This is a genomic window from Caulobacter sp. BK020 (genome assembly GCF_004342605.1).
Taxonomy (GTDB): Bacteria; Pseudomonadota; Alphaproteobacteria; order Caulobacterales; family Caulobacteraceae; genus Caulobacter.
Genome location: NZ_SLZL01000010.1, coordinates 214,205 through 232,018, shown reverse-complemented (window position 1 = coordinate 232,018; position 17,814 = coordinate 214,205). Strand labels below are relative to the sequence as shown.

The following is a 17,814-nucleotide window of genomic DNA, read 5'->3' as shown; positions in this document are numbered from 1 at the left end:
CCATCCATGCTGGCCTCCTTCCCAGCCAGCATCTTGAATCAGACGCCAGCTGATTTGGGAATCCCGCGATTCAGCTAAACCTCAACCCGCTCTAGTCCCTAAGCCAGCCAGACCATCATCCGCGTCGGCACCGGCTCGCCCCGTGCGGCGGACGGCTTGTGTTCGACGACGCCCGTGTACAGGAAGCCGGTCTTGATCAGCACCTGGCCCGAGGCGGGGTTGTCGGCGAAGTGGCCGGCGACGACCAGCTTCTTGCGCCAGTCCTGTCGCGCCCAGGCCAGGGCGCCCTGGGCGGCCTCCGTCGCCAGGCCGCGGCCCCAGTAGGGCCGGCCGATCCAGTAGCCGACCTCCAGGTGGCCGACCGGCGGGGTGAAGAAGCCCAGCACCCCGACCACGCCCTCGTCCTCGTGGTCGATCACGAAGGTGGCGTCCTTGCGCAGGTCCTGGACCTGGCAGCGGGCCACGAAGCCGTCGGCGTCGCCCTGGCTGTAGGGCCAGGGCATGCGGGTGGTCATCTTGGCGATCGCATAGTCGCCGCACAGCGCCGCGATCCGCGGCGCGTCCTGGCTTCCAGGAGTCCGCAGCCTCAGGCGCGGCGTCTGGATGATCGGAGCCTTCTCGATCACGCACATGGCGCGTCTCCCGTTCTCGGTCCTTCTAGGTGGGGACCGTGTCGCTCGGATTTCAGGCCTGGGGTCCTTTTGCGGCCAAGAAATTTCGAGCGCGGACAAAACAAAAGCGGGGAGCCCGGCGTCCGGACTCCCCGCTTGGGTCTCGTCTGTCCGGATCGTCTTTCTTTTGGAAAGCGCGACCCGGTTTCTACGCGGTTCGCGCTATTCGGCGGCCTGGGCCGCCGGAGCCACGTTCACGTAGGTCCGATTGTTGCGCTTGGTGACAAAAGCCACCGCGCCTTCCACGAGCGCGAAGAGGGTATGGTCCTTGCCCATGCCCACGCCGGCGCCCGGCCAGAACTTGGTGCCGCGCTGGCGGATGATGATGTTGCCGGCGGCGACCTTCTGGCCGCCGAACTTCTTGACGCCAAGGCGGCGACCGGCCGAGTCGCGGCCGTTGCTGGACGAACCGCCAGATTTCTTGTGAGCCATGGTGGCCTCCTAGTTCCTTTGACCTGGTGTCTCGAAAGAGACCTGGATCAAGCTAATCGTTCATCGAGCCCCGTGAGGGTCTCAGGCTTCGGCTTCCGGAGCGGTCTCGGCGGCGGCCTTCTTCGGCGCGGCCTTCTTCTTCGGAGCGGGGGCGGCTTCGGCCTTGGCCGGAGCGGTCGGGATCGTCGCCGGGACGGCGGCGTCACCCAGGCCGCGGGCGCGGGCGTTCAGGATCACCTTCGGGGTCAGGTCGATCGCGCCGTCCCACTTGGCTTCCTTGCCGCCGCCGGCGACCGAGGTCACGCGGATGACCGACTCGGTCTGGCGGTGGCCGCGGGTGCGACGATAGCCCTGGCGACGGATCTTCTTGAAGATCTTCACCTTCTCGCCCTTGCGGGTTTCGAGCAGGGTGCCGGAGACGACAGCACCGTCCACGAGAGGGGCGCCGACCGTCACGGCCTCGCCTTCGCCAAGCATCAGAACTTCGCCGAAAGCGACTTCCGCGCCCGGTTCACCGTCGAGCTTTTCGACAACCAGCAGGTCGCCGGCTTGGACCCGGTACTGCTTGCCGCCGGTTTTGATCACCGCGTACATAGGTTAGCGCCTTAAGAAACGTGCGTTCGCAAAATGGGGAACGCCCGCTGGGAGACCCTGCGGGCGAGAGGGGCGCACTTATACCGTCGAAAGTCCCGGAGTCAACGGCGAACGGGGCCTTGGGCTTGACGAAGATCGCGGCGCAACGCGGCGGGACGTCGATGGCGGCGCCGGGCCGCGGGCGAAGCGAGCGAGAGGTGCTGGCATGTTATTTTATAACAGGCTATAGCCGATGGCGTGAACACGACCTTCTTCGCCTCCGTCGCCGCCACCGGGTTCGCCGTGGCCTTCCTGCACGCCGCCCTGCCCACGCACTGGCTGCCGTTCGTGCTGGTCGGGCGCGCCCAGAGGTGGACCACGGGCCGCACCCTGGGCGTCACCCTGCTGGCGGGCCTGGGCCATGTGGGCCTGACCATCCTGCTGGGCCTGGCCGTGGTGGCCGCGGGCCTGGTGGCCCAGCCGCATTTCGGCGATTCCTTCCACTGGATCGTCGGCGCGCTGATGGCGGCGATCGGCGTCTTCTACCTGATGCGGGGCCGTCATCGGCATGCGACCCTGGACAGAACCCGCAAGTTCGCCTCCGACCGGGCGGCGATCACCGCCCTGGTGGTGCTGCTGACCTTGTCGCCGTGCGAGGCCTTCCTGCCCTATTACCTGGCGGGAATGGAGCACGGCGTGATCGGCTTCGTGGTCCTGAGCGCGGTGCTGATGACCGCCACCGCGGCCGGCATGCTGGTGTTCACGGGCCTCAGCCTGGCGGGCTTCAACCGCCTGGGGCTGGAGCGGCTGGAGCAATATGAGGAGATCATCCTCGGCGCGGCTCTGATCCTGATCGGCGCAGCGGTGGCGTTCCTGAAGACCTGAGGGCGTGCAGGGTGCTTTCACAAGCCGCCCATCCCTCCTAAATAGCGCGCATGACCCAGACCCCCGCGCAAACCGGCAAGATCCCCGTCACCGTGCTGACCGGCTATCTCGGCGCCGGCAAGACCACCCTGCTCAACCGGATCCTCACCGAGGAGCACGGCAAGCGCTACGCCGTGATCGTCAACGAGTTCGGCGAGGTCGGCATCGACAACGACCTGGTGGTCGGGGCCGACGAGGAAGTGTTCGAGATGAACAACGGCTGCGTCTGCTGCACGGTGCGCGGCGACCTGATCCGGGTCCTGCAGGGATTGATGAAAAGGAAGGGCGGCTTCGACGCCATCGTGGTCGAGACCACCGGCCTGGCCGATCCTGGTCCGGTGGCCCAGACCTTCTTCGTCGACGACGACGTCAAGGCCCGCACCTATCTGGACTCGGTCACCGCCGTGGTCGACGCCAAGCACATCCTGCTGCGCCTGGGCGACAGCAAGGAGGCCGTCGAACAGATCGCCTTCGCCGACCAGATCGTGCTGAACAAGACCGACCTGGTCTCGGAAGACGACCTGCGCCACGTCGAGGCCCGCATCAAGCGGATCAACCCCCTGGCCCCGATCCACCGCGCCCAGCGCTCGAACGTCCCGCTGTCGACCATCATCGGCAAGCACAGCTTCGATCTGGAGCGGATCACCGAACTGGAGCCGGAGTTCCTGAACCCGGCCCATGGCGAGGACGGCCACGTGCACGACGAGCACTGCGGCCACGACCACCACCATCACGACCATGACCATCATGGTCACGACCACCACCACGGCCATGACCACAAGAGCGACATCCACGACGACGGGGTGAAGGGGATCTCCCTGACGCTCGACAAGCCGGTCGACGGCCAGAAGGTCACCACCTGGCTGAACGAGCTGCTGGCCCGCCGCGGTCCGGACATCCTGCGCGCCAAGGGCATCATCGACGTCAAGGGCGAGGAGCGCCGCCTGGTGTTCCAGGCCGTGCACATGATCCTGGAAGGCGACTTCCAGCGCCCGTGGACCGACAAGGACAACCGCTACAGCCGCATGGTGTTCATCGGCCGCGACCTGGACGAGACCGAACTGAAGGCGGGGTTCGAGGCGACGGCGGCTTAGGGCGGGTGAGCATACTTGCCCCCACCTGACCGCTTCGCGGTCTGTCGCGGCGAGGGGGCGGAGCCTTCGCGTTCAGGCTCTTCCCCCTCTGGGGGAAGACGATCGCGAAGCGATCCGTAGGGGGCAAGTGGCTGCCGGCTCGACGCCTAGCGCAGGTCCTCGTTGACGATCCCAATCTGGGTCCAGCCTTCGGCGTGGACCCGGTCGATCACGCCCATCAGCGCCTCGTAGGGCACGTCGGCCTGGGCGCTGACCATCAGGCGCTGGTCCTTGCGCGGGCCGGCCTGGCCGTCGGCGACGAACTGGGCGCTCACGTCTTGGGCCAGGGTTTGCAGGCTGGTCGGCCGGCCCGCCAGGAACAGCGCCCCCGAGTCCTGGATCGTGATCAGCACGGGCGGCTTGGGCGGAGTCGCGGTCTCCTTGGCCGGCGGCATGTCCAGCTTGATCGAGGTCGTCGCCATCGGCACGGCGACCATGAAGATGATCAGCAGCACTAGCAGGATGTCGACGAACGGCGTGACGTTGATGTCCGCGTTCTGCCGGATCGCATAGGCGCCCCCGCCGCCGGCCAGTTTCACCGCCATGACCTGATCTCCTGTTCGGAAGTTACAGGCGTAGACTGACCTGTTTCTTACATTTGTAAAGCGGCTCGTCCCGGGCGCGAAGAGGACACGAAAAAAGGGGCCGGACGCTGGCGTCCGGCCCCTGATGTTTTCGCCGATCGGCGAAGACCTAGTGGATGTCTTCGTTGATCAGGCCGACCTTGTACCAGCCGGCGGTCTGCAGGGCGTTCAGCACGCCCATGAAGTCGGCGTAGGTCACGTCGGCGTCGGCGCGGACCATGACGCGCTGGTCGTCCTTCGGGCCGGCCTGGCCTTCGGCCGTGAACGCGGCGTCGAGGTCGAACTGCAGGTTGTCGAGGCTGGTCTGCTTTTCGGCGATGTACAGGGCGCCCGACTTCTGGATCGAGATGAAGATCGGCTTCTTCGGCTTTTCCTGCTGCGGCGAGGGCACCGCCGGCGGCAGGTCGACCTTGATCGCCACGGTCGCCATCGGCACGGCGACCATGAAGATGATCAGCAGCACCAGCAGGATGTCGACGAAGGGCGTGACGTTGATTTCGGAGTTCTGGCCGAGCGAATAACGACCGCCCCCACCGCCAGCAAGTTTAGCCGCCATAGCCTGACTGTCTCCCAAGGGCCGCGGCTGTCGCGGTCCCGAAAAATGTTAGATGGCCACGTCTGGCGCAGACGGGCGCGGAAGTAAAGCCCGACGACGCGGCGCGATGGCAACCCCTTTTGTGACTCTTTTTGGCGGAACGGCGTTCAAGCGGCGGGTTCCCGGCGCCCTGCTCGCGTGGGGCGCGAACTGACGCGCGACTAGGCGCCCGCAGCGCGGCGCGGTATGGCGCGCGGATGATCTATTCGTTCGACGCCTATGTCACCGCCGCCCTGTTCGACCGCGCCGGCCGCGCCGCCTTCGCCCTGGGCGACGGCACGGTCCGATTCGAATCCGAAGGCGGTTTCGTCACGGTCGAGGCCCACCAGGGCGCGGTTCTCGCCGCCGCCGTCCACCCGTCCGGCCGCGGGATCGTCACCGGCGGCGACGACGGCAAGGTGGTCTGGAGCCGGGTCGAGGGCGACGAGGTGGCCGCCACCCTGGTCGCCGAGGTCAAGGGCCGCTGGATCGAGCACGTGGCCGCCAGCGCCGCCTCCGGCCTGATCGCCTTCACGGCCGGCAAGGAGGCCCACGTCCGCGATTCGGCCGATCCTAAGTTCCTGCGCGTCTTCGCCCACGACAAGACCGTCTCGGGCCTGGCCTTCGACCCGAAGGGCCGCCGCCTGGCCACCGCCGGCTACGGCGGCGTCTCGCTGTGGTGGGCCAAGATCGAGGGCCAGAAGCCGCAGGTGATGAAATGGGCCGGCAGCCACATCGCCGTCGTGTTCAGTCCCGACGGCAAGTTCCTGGTCTCGTCGATGCAGGAGAACCAGCTGCACGGCTGGCGCCTGGCGGACGGCAAGGACATGCGGATGGGCGGCTATCCGGCCAAGATCAAGAGCCTGGCCTTCTTCGACAAGGGGAACCTGATGGTCACGGCCGGCGCCAACGGCGCGGTGGTCTGGCCGTTCGCCGGCGCCAGCGGCCCGATGGGCAAGGAAGCCGCCGAGATCGGCTTCTCGCGCGATTCTATGGTGGTGCGGGTGGCCGGGGTCGAGGCCCTGCCGGTGGCTGTCGCCGGCCAGGACAACGGCAAGATCTGGGGCGCCCACATGCGCTCGGGCCGCATCGAGACCCTGAAGGCCGAGAAGGGCGCGGCGATCAGCGCGCTCTCGGTCTCGGCCGACGGCGCTCGGCTGGCCTGGGGCGACGAGGACGGCGAGGCGGGGATCATCGCGATCCCGGCGATGGACACGCGGTTCTAGGACCGACACTTGCCCCCTACGGACCGCTTCGCGGTCGTCTTCCCCCAGAGGGGGAAGAGCGGTCCCGGCAGGGGGGCTCCGCCCCCTATGGGGGCGGACAGGCGGCGAAGCCGCCAGGTGGGGGCAAGTAATCGCTACCCGAGCCCCCGCAGCACCTTGACCACCGCGGCCACCACGGCCTGGTCGGTGTCCCGCAGACCGTCCTGCACGAAGCCCAGCTTGTAGGCGCGGTCCTCGTGCCCCTGGCCCAGACCGTAGGTCATCGGTCCGCTGCACGAGCCGTGCACCTCGCGCACGCCGGTCCGCGCCACCAGCTCGGCGACGTTCGACGGATTGACCCCGCCGCCGGCCAGGATGGCGATGCGGCCGGCCGCGCGCTCGACCAGGGCCGCGATCGTCTCGGCCCCGGCCATGGCGTTCAGGGCGCAGCCCGAAGTCAGAATCCGCTCGAAGCCCAGGTCGATGGCGGTCTCCAGCGCGACGGGCGGGTCCGGCGTCAGGTCGAAGGCCCGGTGCAGGGTCACGCCCAGGCCCTCGGCGTGGGCGACCAGCAGGGCCAGGGCGTCGACGTCCAGCTCGCCCGACGGGGCGTTGGCGCCGATCACCACGCCGGCCAGGCCGGCGTCCCGGACGGCGTCGATGTCCCGCAGGATGGCGTCCAGATCCTCGCCGCCATAGACGAAATCGCCGTTGCGCGGCCGGATCATCGGATAGATCGGGATTTCCGCCTCGGCCGCGATCGCCATCAGCCCCGGCGCGGGGGTCAGGCCCTGCAGGGCCAGGGCCGAGCACAGTTCGATCCGATCCGCGCCACCCGCGATCGCCGCCGCCAGTCCGGCGGGCGTATCGACACAGACTTCCAGGATAATGCGGTCGGGCATCTTCGCCTCTTCCAGGCTCGTGCTAGGGGATTCGCCGACAAGGTTGTCGGCAGCGTTCTTGGAGCACACCCATGCTGAATCGCAGAGGCCTAATCGGCGCGTCCCTGATCGGAGCGGGGCTGGCGGGCGCCCGGGCGACCGCCGCCGCGCCGGCCGGCGGAACAGGGATCCAGCTGACCAGGCCCTGCGTGATCTCCACCTGGGACTTCGGCGTGCCGGCCAACCAGGCGGCTTGGGCGATCCTCGGCAAGGGCGGCCGGGCGCTGGACGCGGTCGAGGCCGGGGCCCGCGTCCCCGAGCAGGACCTGAAGAACCACAGCGTCGGCCGCGCCGGCTACCCCGACCGCGACGGCCACGTGTCGCTGGACGCCAGCATCATGGACGAGCAGGGCAACTGCGGCGCCGTCGCCGCCCTCGAGCACATCGCCCACCCGATCTCGGTGGCCCGGGCGGTGATGGAGAAGACGCCGCACGTCCTGCTGGTCGGAGCCGGGGCCCTGCAGTTCGCCCAGGAGCAGGGCTTCCCCCGCGAGGAGCTGCTGACCCCGGAGTCCCGTGCCGCCTGGGAGGCGTGGAAGAAAGACGCCAAGTACGCCCCCAAGGCCAACAGCGAGGTCGGCGACTACGGCAAGACCTCGGGCCAGCTGGGCACGCCCGGCGGGGCGGGCAACCACGACACCCTCGGCATGCTGGCCCTGGACGCCCAGGGGAACCTGTCGGGAGCCTGCACCACCAGCGGCATGGCCTGGAAGCTGCGCGGCCGGGTCGGCGACAGCCCCATCGTCGGCGCCGGGCTCTATGTCGACAACGACGTCGGCGGCGCCACCTCGACCGGAGTCGGCGAGGAGGTGATCCGCAACGTCGGCAGCTTCCTGGTCGTCGAGCTGATGCGCCAGGGCCGCTCGCCGCAGGACGCCTGCAAGGAAGCCGTCGCCCGGATCCTGAAGAAGAAGCCGCAGGCCAAGGACATCCAGGTGGGCTTCCTGGCCGTGAACAAGCAGGGCCAGGTCGGGGCCTGGGCGATCCAGAAGGGCTTTACCTACGCCCTGTGCGACGGGGCGCGGCAGGATCGGCTGGTGGCGGGGGACAGCTTCTACTGAGAACGGAAGCCGCTCAGTACCAGCCCGCCTCGCGCAGCGTGCGGGCGTAGGCGCGGCTGACGGGCGCCTCGACGCCGTTCTTCAGGGTCAGGGTGGCGCGGCCGTCGCCCCGCTTGGCGTCCTGAACCGCCGCCTTGGCCACCCACCAGGAGCGATGGGTCTGGGCGCCCTCGATGCCCTCCAGTTCGGCCACCGCATCGGACAGGCGCAGCAGGATCAGGTCCTGGCCCTTGGAGGTGTGCAGGCGCAGATAGTGGTCCTCGGCCTCGACGGCGTAGATCTCGCCGCCGCGCAGGCGCGGGGGCAGGCGTTCGAGGAAGCGGGGCGGGGGCGCCTCCGGCGGCGCGGCGTGGGTCTCGATCGCGCGCCGGGTGGCCAGGGTCATCAGGGCGGTCATGCCGCTGGTCATCAGCAGGGTGACGCCGAAATAGGTCGCCGCGACCCGCGGGGTCAGGGGCGAGCGGCCGCCCGCCAGCCAGACCAGCACCGTGAACAGCGGCGTCAGCACCACGACGATGATCAGGGCGCGCCACCAGGTCGAGGCCAGGCCCGGCCACAGGCCGCCGACGGCCTGGGCGACGGTCGTGCCCAGCACCGCGCCCAGGACCGACAGGCCGATCCAGTAGGCCAGGCGCGGAACCAGGGGCGTGTCGCTGGTGCCCAGCGCGCCGACCAGAGCCAGGAAGACGCCGGCGACCACGGCCACCGCCAGCGGGCGCAGATAGCTTCGCAGGAAGGCCGGAACAGGCGTGTCCGTTGGCGCTTCGCCAATGGCGGCGGCCCGCCGTTCACGAACTGCCGACGCTTTCTCACGCACCTTCGGATGACCCCCGCCGCCGCCGATCCTAAGCCGGACCCGACCTTATCGCCCATCTGGGATCGCCCCAGCTCTGGCGCGATCGCTTCGGGAGAAACAAGATGTCCGACACCAGCCTGTCAATCGGCCCGGCTCGCTTTATCCGCACGGCGCTGATCGCCCTGGCCGTCACCGTGGGCCTGATCCTGGCGACGGGTGCGTCCCAGGGCCATGGACCGGCCGCCGTGCTCGGCGGTTTCCTGCACCTGAAGGGCCAGCTCCACGCGCCTCACCTGGGCCTGCTGGCGGCCGCGCCGCTCCAGATCCAGGTCCATGTGGCGGCGGTGAGCACCGCCCTGGCGATCGGCGTCGTCCTGATGCTGGGCCTGAAGGGAACCACCATCCACCGCGCCCTGGGCTGGATCTGGGTGGTCGCCATGGCGACGGCGGCGATCTCGTCGCTGTTCATCCACCGGTCCAATCCCGGCGGCTACAGCTTCCTGCACCTGTTCGCCGGCTGGACCCTGATCGCCCTGCCCATGGGGGTGTTCGCCGCCCGCAAGCACAAGGTCCGCCTGCACGGCCGGACGATGACCGGCCTGTTCGTCGGCGGCCTGCTGATCGCCGGAGCCTTCGCCTTCCTGCCCGGCCGGCTGATGTGGCAGATGGTGTTCGGCTGAGCCCTGCCGCTTGCCAGAGCCGCGCCGGGAGGCCTACGAACGGTCAAGCAAAGCGCGGACCCCGGAACATGACCTCGCAAGTTCGAGCCCCTCGCGCCCAGCCCGTCCCTCGCGCCAAGCCGGCCGGCCGCGGCCGGCCGTCCAAGGCCACGGGGCGGGACCTGAAGGAGACCATCCTCGACGCCGCCGAGGGGCTGTTCGCGCGCCACGGCTTCCACGGCGTCACCATCCGCCAGGTGGCCGCCGAGGCCGGCGTCGACACCGCCCTGATCCACTACTATTTCGGCGCCAAGCGCGAGCTGTTCGACTCGGTGTTCCTGCGCCGGGCCGAGATCCTCAACACCGCCCGCAGCGTCTCGATGGACGCCTACGAGAAGAACCATCCCGGGACCATGACCGTCGAGGGGGTGATCGAGGCCTTCATCGAGCCCCTGCTGCGCATCTCCCAGGACGGCGGCCAGGGCTGGAAGAGTTATTTCGCTCTGGTGGCCCAGGTGAACAACACCCCAGCCTGGGGCGGCGAGACCATGGCGCGGTTCTTCGACCCCGTCGTCCACCGCCTGGTCGAGACCCTGAAGGCGGTCCGTCCGGATGCTGAATATCGCGACCTCTACTGGAGCTACCAGTTCCTGACCGGCTCGATGATGCTGGCCCTGTCGGAGACCGGCCGCATCGACTCCCTGTCCAATGGCGAATGCCATTCCAGCGACCTGGGGGCGGTGCGGGCCCGACTGTTCGCCTACTGCGCGGCCGGCTTCGAGGCCGTCATCGCCCGCGCCCCCCAAGGCTGATTTCCCAGGCTTTCCCGAGCCTTGCGGCGTTCCATGTCTTCATTTCATCAGATGATGAAAAAAGGCTGGCGCAAACCGCAACTCTGGGTGACAGTGTTCTCCAATTCGCGGGCGAATGAATTCGCGGAAGCCGGGAAATGCGTCCGTTCGACGGCGCTGTCCGGCACGGGACGGAACGCATAGGGGAGGGGAAAACCCATGAAGATGATGCTCAAGCTCGCGCTGCTGGCCGGCGCGGCCTGGTCGGCGGCCGCGACGACCGCGATCGCCCAGGACGCCGCGCCCGCCGGCGCCGACGCCGCCGCCAGCCCGGTGGCGGTCGACGAACTGGTCGTCACCGCCCGCCGGCGGGAGGAAACCCTCAAGGACGTGCCGATCGCCGTCTCGGCCTTCAGCGCCGAGACGCTGGAGCGCCAGGCCGCCAACGACATCACCACCCTGTCGCAGACGACGCCGAACATCACCGTGCAGACCGCGCGCGGCTCGAACTCGACCCTGATCTCCTACATCCGCGGCATCGGTCAGCAGGACCCGCTGTGGGGCTACGAGCCCGGCGTCGGCCTCTATGTCGACGACGTCTACATCTACCGTCCGCAGGGCGCCGTGCTGGACGTGTTCGACGTCTCGCGGATCGAAGTGCTGCGCGGCCCGCAGGGCACGCTCTACGGCCGCAACACCATCGGCGGCGCGATCAAGTACGTGACCAACCGCCTGGGCGACGAGGCCGGCGGCAAGATCCGCGGGACCTACGGCAGCTTCAACCAGACCGACCTGCTGGTCGAGGGCCACACCCCGGTCGCCGGCGGCCTGTCGGTGGGCGGCGCCTACGCGCTCTACAAGCGCGACGGCTACGGCACGAACCTGACGACGGGGGCCGAGCAGTACAACAAGGACGTCCAGGCCTACCGCCTGAGCGCCGAGTACAAGCCCAGCGACGACCTGTTCTTCCGCCTGGCCTATGACAAGGTGAAGGACGACTCCAATCCCCGCCACGGCCACCGCGAACTGCCGGCCCTGGTCGGCGGCTACAAGGTGCTGGACGTCTATGACACCCAGGCCGGCCTGGGCGATTCCAACTCGGTCGAGACCGAGGGCCTGTCGTTGACCGGCGAGTACCACGCCAGCGACTATCTGACCTTCAAGTCGATCACCGCCGGCCGCAAGGGCCACACCGACACCCTGATCGACTTCGACGGCACGCCGCTGCCGACCCTGGACGTGCCGGCCACCTATGACGACCGTTCGTTCTCGCAGGAACTGCAGGCGGTCTATTCCGACGACACCGTCCAGGGCGTGTTCGGCCTCTATTACATGAACAGCCAGGCCTCCGGCGAGTTCGACACCATCGCCGGCAACCTGGGCGTGGCGATCGCCGACGGCGGCAAGGTCAGCACCCAGAGCTTCGCGGCCTTCTTCGACGTCTCGGCCAGCTTCACCGACCGCTTCAAGGTCTCGCTGGGCGCCCGCGCCACCCGCGACCACAAGCGCAGCAACACCTTCCGGTTCTTCTACCTGGGCGCCACGCGCACGCCCTACCAGGGCGGGACGGCGCGGCCGATCCTGCAGGTGCGCACCAACTACAGCGCCGAGAAGACCTTCGAGGAGTTCACCCCGCGCCTGTCGGCCTCGTACGCGCTGACCGACGACCTGAACACCTACGTCTCCTATTCGAAGGGCTACAAGTCGGGCGGCTGGGACATGCGCGGCGACGCCTTCCTGACGCCCCAGACCGTCAACGGCTACAACCCCGAGACCGTCAACGCCTACGAGGTGGGGCTGAAGGGCAATCTGTTCGATCGCCGGGTGTCGTTCGCCACGGCGGCGTTCCTGTCCAAGTACAAGGACCAGCAGGTCACCACCCAGGTGGTCGTGCCGACCGGCATCGCCAGCTCGGTCGACAACGCCGGGGCCTCCACCCTGTACGGCGTGGAGTTCGAGGCCAACGCCCGGTTCAGCCAGCACCTGTCGGGCACGGTGGCCCTCGGCTACATCCACGCCAAGTACGACACCTTCAGCCGGTTCGTGCCGGCCGGGGCGCCGAACCCGGTCAATCCGTCCCAGACCATCCCGGCCGGCGGCCAGGTGGTCAACGTGGCCGACCTCTACGGCTTCCAGAACACCCCGGAATGGACCGGTAACGCCAGCCTGACCTGGCGCGGAACGGTGGCCGGCGGCGAGCTGCAGATCACGCCGATGGTCAGCTATCGCGACGACTACCAGCAGTTCGAGCAGCCTCTGCCGCTGCTGGACCAGAAGGCCTTCACCCTGGTGGACCTGACCGCCAGCTGGGCGCCGGAAGGCGGTCGCTACAAGATCTCGGTGGCCGGCAAGAACCTGACCGACGAGCGCTATCGCACCGGCGGCTACAACTTCGGGGTCGCCACCTACAACAACTCGGTGATCGGCTTCTACGGCCCGCCGCGCACCTATTCGGCCTCGATCGAGGTCAAGTTCTAGGCCCCTTTCGATCCTCGACCTGACCGGCGACGGCTTGCTGCAACGGGCCGTCGCCGTTTCCTTGTCCATCTTGACGATTCGCGGCGGGACCCGATGAGCGACCTACAGATTCAGAAAGTCCAGGCCGGCTCGCGCTATCGCTATGTCGTGCTGGCCATGCTGATCCTGGTCTACACGCTCAACTTCCTGGACCGGCAGATCCTCGGCATCCTGGCCAAGCCCATCAAGGAGGAGTTCGGCCTGACCGACGGCCAGTTCGGCCTGATGAGCGGCCTGGCCTTCGCCCTGCTCTACACGACCCTGGCCATCCCGATCGCCTGGCTGGCCGACCGCTTCAGCCGGGTGTGGATCATGACCGCCGCCCTGACCCTGTGGAGCGGCTTCACCGCCCTGTGCGGCTTCACCGGCGGGTTCTCGCAGCTGTTCCTGGCGCGGATGGGCGTGGGCATCGGCGAGGCGGGCGGTGTGGCGCCGGCCTATTCGATGCTGGCCGACTATTTCCCCAAGTCGCAGCGGGCCCGGGCCCTGGCGGCCTACGCGTTCGGCATTCCGCTGGGCACGGCGGCCGGCGCCCTGGTGGGCGGCCTGCTGGCGGTGCATTTCGGCTGGCGGACCGCGTTCATCGCCGTGGGCGCGGTCGGCGTGCTGCTGGCTCCGGTCTTCCGGCTGGTGGTCCGGGATCCCCGCCGGGGCGGGGCCGACATGGCGGCGGGCGACACCACCACCGTCCAGGCCCCGGCCGCGCCGCTGGGCCAGGTGGTGGGCGTGCTGGCCAGGAAGCCCAGCTTCTGGCTGCTGTCGTTCGGCGCGGCCTCGTCCTCGGTCTGCGGCTACGGCGTGGCGCTGTGGCTGCCGTCGTTCTTCATGCGCAGCCTGGGCCTGACCCTGCGCGAGACCGCCTGGTACTATTCCGGCATCGCCTTCTTCGGCGGCCTGCTGGGCATCTGGCTGGGCGGGGTGGTGGCCGACCGGCTGGGCGCGAAGTCCAAGGCCGGCTACCCATTGACCCCGGCGGTGGCGTTCCTGATCTCGGTGCCCTGCTTCCTGCTGGCGATGAACAGCGGGTCGCTGGTCGGCGGGCTGGGCGGCCCAATGGGGAGCAACTGGGCGGCCCTGGCCCTGGCCTTCGCGATCTTCCTGATCCCCACGGGCCTGAACCTGGCCTGGCTCGGACCGATCACGGCCGCCGTGCAGCATCTGGCCCCCGCGCCGATGCGCACCACAGCCTCGGCCCTGTTCCTGCTGATCAACAACCTGCTGGGGATCGCGGTCGGCACCTATTATTTCGGCCTGGTCTCGGACCTGCTGAAGCCGGTGTTCGGCCAGGAATCCCTGCGCTGGTCGATCTATACCGGCATGGGCTTCTACCTGGTCGCGGCCCTGCTGTTCTTCCTGGCCTCGCGCCGGCTGGCCCGCGACTGGGTGGATTAGCATGGCGCGTCCGACGGACGCCCGATGGGGCGATTGACCGCACCCAAAGAAGCGCCACTGTTCCGACACGTTCAGGTTACAAGAGCCGGCTGACGAACGCGGGACTGCGAGCATGGGCGGCGACGACCGGCATATCTTCCACGACCCCACCGGCCGGCGGGACCGGAGGATGCGACTGATCCTGGGGATCACCCTGTCGGCCTTGGCCGCGATCGTGGCGGCCTTCCTGGCCACCCTGGCCTTCGCGCCGCGCCTGCCGGCCGTGACCCTGAAGGACCCGCACGTCCTGTCGTCCCTGCACAAGGAGTCGGCGCATCGGTTGAAGCGGAACCTCGACTGGCGCAAGGTGCCGCGCCCGACGACCGCGGCCACCGGCGCGTCCCAGTCCCGGCCGATCAGCGTCGGCTTCTATGTCAGCTGGGACGAGGACTCCCGCGAGTCCCTGCGCCGCAACATCGACAAGCTGGACGTGGTCTCGCCGCAGTGGGTGGCGCTGCGCGGCCCCGGCGGCGACATCGCCATCGACGACGACCCGCAGGGCGTGGCCCGGATCGCCGCCGCGCCCAACCATCCGGCCGTGCTGCCCCTGGTCCACAACTCGGCCAACGCCGCCTTCAACGGGCCGCTGGCCGACGCCCTGCTGGCCAATCCGCAGGCCCGGGCCAAGCTGATCGCCGGCCTGGCCGACCTGGCGGTCCGCCGCGGCTATGGCGGCTATGTCTTCGACCTGGAGAACCTGTCGCCCGCCGGCCTGGCCAACTATCCCAAGCTGCTGAACGAGGCGCGCGCGGCCTTCAGGCCGCAGGGCCGCGAGGTGTGGGTCACCGCGCCGTTCGACGGCCAGGGCTGGCCGCTGAAGGCGCTGCAGGACGCGTCCGACACCCTGGTGCTGATGGCCTACGACCAGCACTACGCCGGCGGCGATCCCGGGCCCAACGCCGGCCAGGACTGGTACGAGGGCGAGCTGGCCAAGCGCTTCGCCAAGCTGGATCCGGCTCGTACGGTCATGGCCCTGGGCGCCTATGGCTACGACTGGACCCTGAACAAGGCGGGCAAGGCGGTGGCGGGTTCGCCGGCGACCTTCCACGAGGCGATCCGCAACGCCCAGGACGCCGGCGCCAATATCGACATGGACGACGACGCCCTGAACCCGACCTACGACTATGTCGACGACAACGGCGACAGCCATGAGGTCTGGTTCCTGGACGCCGCCACCCTGTTCAACCAGGTCAAGGTCACCGACGAATGGAAGCCGCGGGGCTATGGCCTGTGGCGGATGGGCATGGAGGATCCGGGCGTCTGGAGCGTGCTGGGCAAGCCCTATGGCCAGGCCTCGGCCGCCGGCCTGACCCGCATCCCGGCCGGAACCAGCGTCGACTTCGACGGCGGCGGCGAGGTGCTGCGGGTGGCCAACCTGCCGACGCCGGGCAAGCGCAGCGTGACGTTCGATCCCGACACCGGCCTGATCTCGGACCAGACCTACGACGTCCTGCCCAGCTCGTACGTGATCGAGCGCTACGGCCAGAAGCCGGGCCTGGTGGCCCTGACCTTCGACGACGGCCCCGACGCGCGCTGGACGCCGAAGATCCTCGACATCCTCAAGGCGAAGAAGGCCCCGGCCACCTTCTTCGTGATCGGCGAGAACATGCAGACCCGGCCCGACCTGGTGAAGCGCGAGGTCGCCGAGGGTCACGAGGTGGGCGGCCACACCTGGACCCACCCCAATATCGGCGAAATCCCGATCGCCCAGACCGATGTCGAGCTGAACGCCACCCAGCGCCTGTTCGAGGTGATCACCGGCCGTTCGATGCGCTTGTTCCGGCCGCCGTTCTTCGGCGACGCCGAGCCGTCGACCCCGCACGAGGTGGCCCCGCTGGTGATCGCCCAGGAGCTGGGCTACCTGATCGTCGGCCTGCGGATCGACACCGACGACTGGCAGAAGCCCTCGCCGCAGACGATCATCGACCGCACGCTGGAGCGCCTGGACCATCCGGGCGACAGGCCTGGGCAGGTGGTGCTGCTGCACGACGCCGGCGGCAACCGCTCGCGCACCGTGGAGGCCCTGCCGGGCCTGATCGACGCCATCCGGGCGCGCGGCTATCGCCTGGTCACGGTCGGCGAGCTGGCCGGCCTGACCCCGGCCCAGGCCATGCCGGTCAGCGACCGCGATCCCTTCGCCCTGGCCCTGGACCGCGTGGGCTTTGGCCTGTTCCGCGGCTTGAAGTTCATGCTGAGCGCGCTGTTCATCACCGCCATCGCCCTGGGCCTGGCGCGGCTGGTGTTCCTGGCCGGCCTGGCCCTGGTCCATCGCTGGACTCACCAGAGCCCCGCCAACCTGGACCCGCAGAACGGTCCGCTGGTCAGCGTGCTGATCCCTTGCTTCAACGAGGAGAAGGTGATCGCCGCCTCGGTGTCGCGGATCCTGGAATCGGAGTGGAAGAACATCGAGGTCCTGGTCCTCGACGACGGCTCCAAGGACGGTACGGCCGAGGCGGTGCGCCGGGCCCACGGTTCCGACCCGCGCGTGACCCTGCTGAGCTTCGAGAACGGCGGCAAGGCGCGGGCGGTCAATCGCGGCCTGGCGGTGGCCAAGGGCGATTATGTGGTGGCGCTCGACGCCGACACGCTGTTTCCGCCGAAGACCATCGGACGTCTTGTCCGCTGGTTCCAGGACCCGACGATCGGGGCGGTGGCCGGCAACGCCATCGTCGGCAACCGCCTGAACATCGTCACGCGGTGGCAGGCCCTGGAATATGTCACCGCCCAGAACCTGGAGCGCCGGGCCCTGGCGGCCCTGGGAGCCGTCACCGTGGTGCCCGGCGCGGTCGGCGCCTGGCGCAAGAGCGTGCTCGACGCCCTGGGCGGCTATCCGTCCGACACCCTGGCCGAGGACCAGGACCTGACCATCGCCTGCCAGCGCGCCGGCTGGAAGGTGGCCTTCGACCCGGCCGCCCAGGCCTTCACCGAGGCCCCGGACACGGTCGGCGGCCTGCTAAAGCAACGCTTCCGCTGGTCGTTTGGCACCCTGCAGTGCGTCTGGAAGCACCGCGCGGCCCTGTTCAACCCCAAGACCCCGGCCCTCGGCTTCATCGCCCTGCCGCAGATCTGGCTGTTCCAGATCCTGCTGGCCGTCGCCGCGCCGCTGGTCGACCTGGCGGTGGTCTGGAGCCTGATTTCGGGCCTTTACGGCGCGCTGGCCCATCCGGTGGAGTGGTCGCCCGACGACACCATTCGCGGCCTGCTCTATTGGGGCGTGTTCATCCTGGTCGACCTGTCGGCCGGCGCCCTGGGCATGGCGCTGGAGAAGCGCGCGCCCTGGGCCGACCTGCCGTACCTGCCGGTCCAGCGCTTCGGCTACCGCCAACTGATGTACTACGTGGTGGTCAAGTCGGTGCTGACCGCGGCCCGCGGCGGACGGGTGGGCTGGGGCAAGCTAGAGCGCCGCGCGACCGCGACGCTCAAGTAATGGGCAGGGGGTGAGCAACGGATGGGCAGGCGGTCTGCGCGGCGCCCGCGTGACAAGGCTGTCATTCGCTTTCAACGATGGTAGCGGTACCTTTT

At 68.9% G+C, this 17,814-nt stretch carries 17 protein-coding genes; 9 read left to right on the top strand and 8 right to left on the bottom strand.

Annotation, left to right across the window (positions count from 1 at the left end):
- Nucleotides 1–98 precede the first annotated feature (98 nt).
- The 3 genes from EV278_RS14650 to rplU all read right to left on the bottom strand — a co-directional run bounded on the left by EV278_RS14650 (nucleotide 99) and on the right by rplU (nucleotide 1,697).
- Nucleotides 99–632, bottom strand: a complete 534-nt coding sequence (locus EV278_RS14650; RefSeq protein ID WP_132092748.1) for a GNAT family N-acetyltransferase — start codon at nucleotides 630–632, stop codon at nucleotides 99–101.
- Nucleotides 633–833: 201 nt separating this feature from the next.
- Nucleotides 834–1,103: a 50S ribosomal protein L27 gene (rpmA, locus tag EV278_RS14645; protein ID WP_132092746.1), complete on the bottom strand. Its 270-nt coding sequence runs from the start codon at nucleotides 1,101–1,103 to the stop codon at nucleotides 834–836.
- Between the two features lie 81 nt (nucleotides 1,104–1,184).
- Nucleotides 1,185–1,697, bottom strand: coding sequence for a 50S ribosomal protein L21 (rplU, locus tag EV278_RS14640; RefSeq protein ID WP_132092743.1), 513 nt, complete (start codon nucleotides 1,695–1,697; stop codon nucleotides 1,185–1,187).
- 237 nt (nucleotides 1,698–1,934) lie between these two features.
- On the opposite strand from rplU, the gene EV278_RS14635 reads away from it, so the two are divergent.
- Together EV278_RS14635 and EV278_RS14630 are read left to right on the top strand one after the other, a co-directional pair.
- Nucleotides 1,935–2,561 carry a hypothetical protein gene (locus tag EV278_RS14635; protein ID WP_132092740.1) on the top strand — a complete coding sequence of 209 codons (627 nt, stop codon included), beginning with the start codon at nucleotides 1,935–1,937 and terminating at the stop codon, nucleotides 2,559–2,561.
- A gap of 50 nt (nucleotides 2,562–2,611) precedes the next feature.
- Nucleotides 2,612–3,694, top strand: coding sequence for a GTP-binding protein (locus EV278_RS14630; protein ID WP_132092738.1), 1,083 nt, complete (start codon nucleotides 2,612–2,614; stop codon nucleotides 3,692–3,694).
- A gap of 146 nt (nucleotides 3,695–3,840) precedes the next feature.
- Here the strand turns inward: EV278_RS14630 and EV278_RS14625 are convergent, their stop codons facing one another.
- Both EV278_RS14625 and EV278_RS14620 read right to left on the bottom strand, forming a co-directional pair.
- The gene (locus EV278_RS14625; protein ID WP_132092735.1) at nucleotides 3,841–4,278 is read right to left on the bottom strand and encodes a biopolymer transporter ExbD; all 438 of its coding nucleotides are present in this window, start codon (nucleotides 4,276–4,278) and stop codon (nucleotides 3,841–3,843) included.
- 148 nt (nucleotides 4,279–4,426) lie between these two features.
- The gene (locus tag EV278_RS14620; RefSeq protein WP_132092732.1) at nucleotides 4,427–4,873 is read right to left on the bottom strand and encodes a biopolymer transporter ExbD; all 447 of its coding nucleotides are present in this window, start codon (nucleotides 4,871–4,873) and stop codon (nucleotides 4,427–4,429) included.
- 236 nt (nucleotides 4,874–5,109) lie between these two features.
- On the opposite strand from EV278_RS14620, the gene EV278_RS14615 reads away from it, so the two are divergent.
- Nucleotides 5,110–6,117 (top strand): WD40 repeat domain-containing protein, encoded by a 1,008-nt coding sequence (locus EV278_RS14615; protein WP_132092729.1) that lies wholly within the window; start codon nucleotides 5,110–5,112, stop codon nucleotides 6,115–6,117.
- A 134-nt stretch (nucleotides 6,118–6,251) separates the two neighbouring features.
- Here the strand turns inward: EV278_RS14615 and EV278_RS14610 are convergent, their stop codons facing one another.
- Nucleotides 6,252–6,998: a copper homeostasis protein CutC gene (locus EV278_RS14610; RefSeq protein ID WP_132092726.1), complete on the bottom strand. Its 747-nt coding sequence runs from the start codon at nucleotides 6,996–6,998 to the stop codon at nucleotides 6,252–6,254.
- A gap of 71 nt (nucleotides 6,999–7,069) precedes the next feature.
- On the opposite strand from EV278_RS14610, the gene EV278_RS14605 reads away from it, so the two are divergent.
- Entirely contained in the window at nucleotides 7,070–8,098 is a 1,029-nt protein-coding gene (locus EV278_RS14605) for a N(4)-(beta-N-acetylglucosaminyl)-L-asparaginase (protein ID WP_132092723.1), read from the top strand.
- Nucleotides 8,099–8,111: 13 nt separating this feature from the next.
- On the opposite strand, the gene EV278_RS14600 is transcribed toward EV278_RS14605, so the two are convergent.
- Nucleotides 8,112–8,915 (bottom strand): LytTR family DNA-binding domain-containing protein, encoded by an 804-nt coding sequence (locus EV278_RS14600; RefSeq protein WP_132092720.1) that lies wholly within the window; start codon nucleotides 8,913–8,915, stop codon nucleotides 8,112–8,114.
- Between the two features lie 101 nt (nucleotides 8,916–9,016).
- Between EV278_RS14600 and EV278_RS14595 the strand changes: the two genes are divergently transcribed.
- Nucleotides 9,017–9,574 (top strand): DUF2306 domain-containing protein, encoded by a 558-nt coding sequence (locus tag EV278_RS14595; protein ID WP_132092717.1) that lies wholly within the window; start codon nucleotides 9,017–9,019, stop codon nucleotides 9,572–9,574.
- 68 nt (nucleotides 9,575–9,642) lie between these two features.
- The gene (locus EV278_RS14590; RefSeq protein WP_132092714.1) at nucleotides 9,643–10,365 is read left to right on the top strand and encodes a TetR/AcrR family transcriptional regulator; all 723 of its coding nucleotides are present in this window, start codon (nucleotides 9,643–9,645) and stop codon (nucleotides 10,363–10,365) included.
- A 47-nt stretch (nucleotides 10,366–10,412) separates the two neighbouring features.
- Here EV278_RS14590 and EV278_RS24045 read toward each other — a convergent pair whose 3' ends face one another.
- Nucleotides 10,413–10,580: a hypothetical protein gene (locus EV278_RS24045; RefSeq protein WP_165916650.1), complete on the bottom strand. Its 168-nt coding sequence runs from the start codon at nucleotides 10,578–10,580 to the stop codon at nucleotides 10,413–10,415.
- On the opposite strand from EV278_RS24045, the gene EV278_RS14585 reads away from it, so the two are divergent.
- From EV278_RS14585 to EV278_RS14575, 3 genes are all read left to right on the top strand, one after another.
- A complete protein-coding gene (locus EV278_RS14585) occupies nucleotides 10,564–12,822 on the top strand; it encodes a TonB-dependent receptor (RefSeq protein ID WP_132092711.1) in 2,259 nt (752 codons plus the stop codon). The two genes, EV278_RS24045 and EV278_RS14585, sit on opposite strands and share 17 nt — an antisense overlap.
- Before the next feature lie 93 nt (nucleotides 12,823–12,915).
- Complete coding sequence (locus EV278_RS14580) at nucleotides 12,916–14,253, top strand: MFS transporter (protein WP_132092708.1); 1,338 nt, start codon at nucleotides 12,916–12,918, stop codon at nucleotides 14,251–14,253.
- A 169-nt stretch (nucleotides 14,254–14,422) separates the two neighbouring features.
- On the top strand, nucleotides 14,423–17,719 hold the full coding sequence (locus EV278_RS14575) for a glycosyltransferase (RefSeq protein WP_243692205.1): 3,297 nt from the start codon (nucleotides 14,423–14,425) through the stop codon (nucleotides 17,717–17,719).
- The last annotated feature ends 95 nt before the right edge of the window (nucleotides 17,720–17,814 follow it).